The sequence below is a fragment of the Gracilibacillus ureilyticus genome (genome assembly GCF_900111195.1).
Taxonomy (GTDB): Bacteria; Bacillota; Bacilli; order Bacillales; family Amphibacillaceae; genus Gracilibacillus; species Gracilibacillus ureilyticus.
This window is the reverse complement of sequence record NZ_FOGL01000011.1, coordinates 136353-142352: the sequence shown is the minus strand read 5'-3', so window position 1 is coordinate 142352 and position 6000 is coordinate 136353. Positions and strand designations below refer to the sequence as shown.

Genomic DNA, 6000 nt, shown 5'->3' with positions numbered 1-6000 from the left:
CGAAAATATGGTGATGTTGCACTTTTTGTATTCGATAATCATGCACTTTTTCTGTTACTTGGTTACAACTAGGACAATGATGAGGGACACGCTCCAATTCCACATGAAGTTGGTAATTGCCATCTTGTTCGAATGACTTTGTAACGATAACCCCTTCTAATCCTGGTAAAGAAATGTTAGAATTCAATTACACGCATCTCCTTTTTGTGATTTGTTTATTGGTCTAAACAAAGTGTAACAAAATTAGGAGATTGCGTGTTTTAATTTGTTTGAATTTTCTCTTTACCCCAACATATATTTTAGAGCCGATAATTATAGTGATTGTAACAGTACTTTACATGCTGTCTGCTCTAACCGGACTAAACAAAGGGATTAAGTTTTTGAGTACATCCAATGTAGTTGTGGCTATTCTGTTAATGCTCTTTTTGCTATTTACAGGACCAACCAATTTTATTATGAATTTTTTTACAACAACTCTAGGAAGATATATTTCTAACTTACCTGAGATGAGTTTCCGTATGGCACCGTTCAATGAGGAAAATGCCGGTTGGCTGCAAGGCTGGACAATCTTCTACTGGGCATGGTGGATTGCATGGGCACCTTTTGTCGGAATGTTCATAGCGCGAGTATCCAAAGGACGTACTGTTCGTGAATTTGTAACAGGAGTTTTACTTGTTCCAACTATTTTTGGGGCATTATGGTTTAGTGTCTTTGGCGGTTCAGCTATTCACCTTGAGATGAATCAGGGAGTTGATATTGCTGGAGTTATGGCTGAATTAGGTACGGAAACAGCTTTATTTACAGTATTGGAAAATTTCCCATTATCAGGAGTAATGGCTGGTCTAGCCGTTTTATTAATTAGTACTTTCTTTATCACATCTGCTGACTCAGCTACATTTGTACTTGGTATGCAAACAACAAATGGAGAGTTGAATCCGGATATGAAAGTAAAAGTAGCCTGGGGACTCGTTCAATCTGGTACGGCAGCAGTATTGTTATGGCAAGGCGGGTTAACAGCATTGCAGACCGCTTCAATCATTGCAGCATTTCCATTTGCGATTATCATGATTCTGATGGTCTTCTCCATTATTAAAGCTTTTAGAGAAGAAGCAAGAATTTATACGTTAAAACGTAAGAAAAGAGAACAAAGATAATAAAAAAACCCTCTTATTGCATTTTGCAATAAGAGGGTTTTATTGTAAGAACCGATTTCTGTCTTCTGTACCAGGCAGCATGCAGCTGGTACGTTTTCCAAACCAGCGATAACGATTACGAGCAATGTACCGATAAATTTTATTTCTAACCGGTCTCGGAATAATAATAAGCCCAAACAATAATGGATACAAATTATTTAATTTTTTAGCAATCTTAAGAGCTGCAGTTGATTCTGTATAATATTTGCTTCCTTCTATCAATACAACACTTTCAACGGTTGAAGGAATTTGGTACTCTCTGAGTAATTGCTGTCCTTTTTCACTTTGAAGTGAGGTGAATTGAAAAAACATCTTTGGATCATGTTTTACAACAAACTGCACAGACGAATTGCATAAGTTACAGACACCATCGAATAAAATGATTCTTTTCAATAGATCACCACCCTATTTTTACATTATATCAGAAGCATAAGGTAATTAAAAAAGAGCCGATCATCAGATCAGCTCTTTTTGATAATTAGGATAAGCCTAAAATATTATATCCTGCATCAACATGGATGATTTCACCAGTCACTCCGCGTGAAAGGTCACTTAATAAGTAATATGCAGAATCGCCCACTTCTTCCTGTGTTATTGTACGGCGTAAAGGTGCTTCTTCTTCAATTTTCTTTAGGACGGAATTAAAATCACCAATTCCTTTCGCGGAAAGGGTACGAATAGGTCCGGCAGAGATTGCATTCACACGTACTCCATGTTTCCCTAAATCATTAGCTAAATATTTCATACTTGCATCTAAGCTTGCCTTTGCAACACCCATCACATTATAGTTCTTCACAACACGTTCTCCGCCCAGGTAAGTTAATGTGACAATACCGCCACCTTCTGTCATTAGCGGGGCAGCTGCCTTTGCGGTGACTACAAGTGAATAGGCGCTAATATTATGTGCCAAAAGGAACCCATCACGGCTCGTGTCAACAAATTCCCCCTGCAGGTCTTCTTTATTTGCAAAAGCAATACAATGGGCTAAACCATGAATTGTACCAACATCCTCTTTGATTTTGGTAAAAGTATTACTCACAGCCTGATCGTCCGTAACATCACATTCATAAAATAACGCATCCTGTCCATCTAATGTTGAAACTAAGTCTTTCACAGGCTGTTCGAATCGATCATTTGCATAGGTGAAAATTAACCGAGCTCCTGCCTCATGTAAAGAACGTGCGATACCCCATGCAATGCTTCGTTTGTTTGCAACACCCATTACAACATATGTGCGGCCTTCCAAAGAAAAATTCATCCCATAACCTCCTAAATAAATATGTAACTTGTTATTAGTACCTGCTACTTATTTTATCTAACTTGGAAAGTTATCTCAATCATTTTCTAAAGAAGATGTATTTACACATATTCGAGTAATCGCTGCAAATCTCCGACATACTCATGGGAGCCTGTGACAATTAACCTGTCTCCAATAAGGAGTTCAGTATCACCATGTGGTACAATTGAATCTTTGCCACGGAAAATCCTGACCATAATTACATCTCCGGTAAACGGGAATTCACGTAACATTGTCCCATCATACTGTTCATTATTCATGTTGATTTCATAAAGTGCCGATTCCTGCTGTGTAAAAATATTTACAACATGAGGCGCTTCTATTAATGCTTTCAGTAATGTTTTGGATGATAAGAGAACAGAGAATACATCTACCCCGATTTCATTCAGCCTCTTTTCAATCGCTGGAATTTCTATTCTTGCTATCACACGCTCTACCCCATTATTTTTTGCATATGTTGCAATTTCCTCATTCTTTTCTTCATCACCTGTCGAGACAACAACTATATCATGGTCAAAAACGCCAGCAGCTTGCAATGCTGATATATCATATTTGTCCAATAAGTTAATATCAAAGATGGATCGTGTCTGCTTATCTTCAATCTTATCATGTCTTGTATGGAAGAGATGTGCTTCGAATTCATTCGGATCCAGCTCTCTTACAACAGGTATCGTTGCCTGGTTGATTCCGATAAACGCAATCGATTCAACATACTCTGTCTCTTCCTTATTCACGAAGAATTTCTTGAAAAATGCCGGAGTAATAATACATGAAAGTACAGCAACAAGTACCAGTGCCCCGTTCATTTCACTTGTTATAACACCGAGTCGTTCTCCAATTGTTGCTGCAGCTATTACCAATGACAATGTAGATGTAAGCAGCATACTTGCAGCTATTACCGTATGCGTATCATACCATTTCTTTAGTAATGCTACAGGAATTACTTTGGATACCAGCAATGCGATAAATAACAATGGAATTAATGCTAACACTTTCGGCTCATCAAAAAGTGCCCATAAATTTAGTTCCACTCCTACCATTACGAAGAAAATCGGGATAAGGAACCCGTAACCAAAGCTATCTAATTTTTGGACCAGATCCTGATTTGGTGCTAGAAGAGAAACTAAGGCTCCTGCAAGGAAGGCACCAAGTATATTTTCTGCCCCAACTGACTCTGACAGTGCAACAAGAAATATGATTAGAGTAAAGACAGCTCTTGTTCCAATCTGAATAGTTCCTTTGGACATTGTCTCAATAAATGACTGATTCCTGAAATGTTTCCCGACAAAATAAAGCAGGACACCAACAGCAAATAATATGAGCAGCAGCCACATATTCCCTGAACTTTCTCCATAAAACGATACAAACACAGCCAGCAGGATCATTGTTGCTAAGTCCGCAATAACTGCTATCAGCAGTATTGTCTGCCCAACGGTTGTCTGCATTGCCTGGGCTTCCTTTAATGTAGGTACAACAACACCCAGTGAGATAGTAGAGATAATTAATGTCATTAGGAATACATTATCTATAAAACCAAACAATACGAACAAATAAGAGAGACCAAACGATAATATGAATATTCCTAAAAATATTAATGTTGCTATTTTCACAGGGTTAGGCATTTTATTTTCCGTTTGATTGCGCCTTTTTTTATTTGAAAACAAAGAAAAGTCTATCTCCAGACCGCTAAGAAACATTAAAAAGATAAAACCTAATGTTGACAATGTTTCTAACCAGTTACTCTCTTCTACTAAATTAAAACCAGTTTGTCCAATAATTAAGCCTACAATAATTTCTGCAACTACCACCGGAATCATCTTCAGGCGGAAACGGTGCAATAATATTGGTGTTAAAAAAGCAGCTATAACGACAATTACTAATGAACTAATTGATTCTCCATGTTCCATCTATTTCAACCTCCCCCAATTAATAAATTCATAAATGCTGTAGCTAAACCAAAATATATCAACATGGAAATGATGTCATTTAATGTTGTGATAAACGGTCCTGATGCAACAGCCGGATCAATATTAAAGCGGTGCATGACAAGCGGCACAAATGCACCAGCAATTGTCGCAACAATTAGCGTAGCCATTATAGATATACCGACAAGGATTCCCAAGTAAATTTCCCCATACCAGAATGCTACAATAATTGTAATGAGAACACCGCATGTCGTTCCAGTAATTACACCTGTTTTCGCTTCCTGCCAGATAACAGATGCCTTCCCGATTTTATCCATATCACCCGTGGAAATACTTCTTACTGCAACTGCTAATGCCTGTGTTCCGGTGTTACCAGCCATCCCTGCAATAACTGGAATAAAAGCTGCCAGTAATGCCACCTGGTCCAATGCTGTTTCAAATCTGCTTATTATACTTGCAGTAAACATCCCGAGAAACAATAGTGCAATTAACCATGGAAGTCTTTTCTTAGCAGCATGTACAGCAGTATCCCCGAACCGTTCTACATCTGAAATACCCGCCAATTTGGAATAATCATCACTAGCCTCTTCTTCCATGACATCCATAATATCATCGACTGTAATAATCCCAAGCAGGTGATCCTGAAAATCTACAACAGGCAACGCAAGAAAGTCATAATCCCGCATCATTTGAGCAATATCTTCCTGACCTTCTCCAACAGGAACTGATACAACCCGCTCATTCATTACATCATAAATAATCCAGTCACCTTCCGCAATAATCAAGTCTCTTAAAGAAATAACACCGACTAATTTCTTATATGAATCAACAACATAAATATAATAGATAGTTTCTGCATCTGGAGCCGCTTTTCGTAAATGACGCATTGCTTCTTTTACGGTCATTTCATGATGGATGACGACAAATTCCGTTGTCATAATACTACCAGCAGTTTTCTCTTCATAATGAAGTAACTGCTTAATTTCGTCCGAAGCCTCTTTTTCCATAATGGTCAAGAAACTTGCTACCTTATTTTTTTCCAGTTCATTCAAAATATCAACTGCATCATCTGTTGCCATTTCTTCAAATATTTTTGCAGCAAAAGCTGGTACCATTTCTGAAATAAACTCACTAACCAAATCCCTGTCGACATGTTCCATAACCTCTGCCATTTCTTCTGGTGATAAATAAGTATATATAAGAAAGCGTATATCTTCTTCTTGTTCCTCGAATATTTTTGCCTGGTCATATGGATGTAATTCTAAAAATTCAGCTCTGAATTGGTCGATTTGTTCATTAACCAAAGCTTGCTGGATATTTTCCCACATTTGCATCCTTTCATGTGTTTCTAAGTGTTCCATCATATACGCCTCCGATCTCATTAGAAAAACCCGCATCCGCACTTCTTTAGCAGATGCGCTATCTTTCCGGTATTATACATTCGCTGATTCGCCTAGGTCTTTTAATACCCAACACATTCTGTATGTATAGAACAATTCTCAACAACTTTCTTTTTTAGTATTTAAAGAATAACATATCATCAAAATAATTACGCTTAATTTACATTCTTTTTAAGAAAAGTTAC

At 37.6% G+C, this 6000-nt stretch carries 5 protein-coding genes and 1 pseudogene; 1 reads left to right on the top strand and 5 read right to left on the bottom strand.

The window, feature by feature from the left end; all coding sequences use genetic code 11:
- On the bottom strand, positions 1-187 hold a 187-nt coding region (locus BMW36_RS20195), incomplete at its 3' end, for a transposase family protein (protein ID WP_139180313.1).
- A gap of 103 nt (positions 188-290) precedes the next feature.
- On the opposite strand from BMW36_RS20195, the pseudogene BMW36_RS11985 reads away from it, so the two are divergent.
- Positions 291-1154 (top strand): annotated as a pseudogene (locus BMW36_RS11985) (BCCT family transporter); the annotation flags it as partial.
- Positions 1155-1193: 39 nt separating this feature from the next.
- Here BMW36_RS11985 and BMW36_RS11980 read toward each other — a convergent pair.
- The 4 genes from BMW36_RS11980 to mgtE form a co-directional block, all read right to left on the bottom strand.
- On the bottom strand, positions 1194-1586 hold the full coding sequence (locus BMW36_RS11980; RefSeq protein WP_089741393.1) for a thiol-disulfide oxidoreductase DCC family protein: 393 nt from the start codon (positions 1584-1586) through the stop codon (positions 1194-1196).
- 85 nt (positions 1587-1671) lie between these two features.
- Positions 1672-2451 (bottom strand): enoyl-ACP reductase FabI, encoded by a 780-nt coding sequence (gene fabI, locus BMW36_RS11975; protein WP_089741391.1) that lies wholly within the window; start codon positions 2449-2451, stop codon positions 1672-1674.
- A gap of 101 nt (positions 2452-2552) precedes the next feature.
- On the bottom strand, positions 2553-4397 hold the full coding sequence (locus tag BMW36_RS11970) for a monovalent cation:proton antiporter family protein (RefSeq protein ID WP_089741389.1): 1845 nt from the start codon (positions 4395-4397) through the stop codon (positions 2553-2555).
- 5 nt (positions 4398-4402) lie between these two features.
- Positions 4403-5776 carry a magnesium transporter gene (gene mgtE / locus BMW36_RS11965; RefSeq protein ID WP_089741388.1) on the bottom strand — a complete coding sequence of 458 codons (1374 nt, stop codon included), beginning with the start codon at positions 5774-5776 and terminating at the stop codon, positions 4403-4405.
- Positions 5777-6000 lie beyond the last annotated feature (224 nt).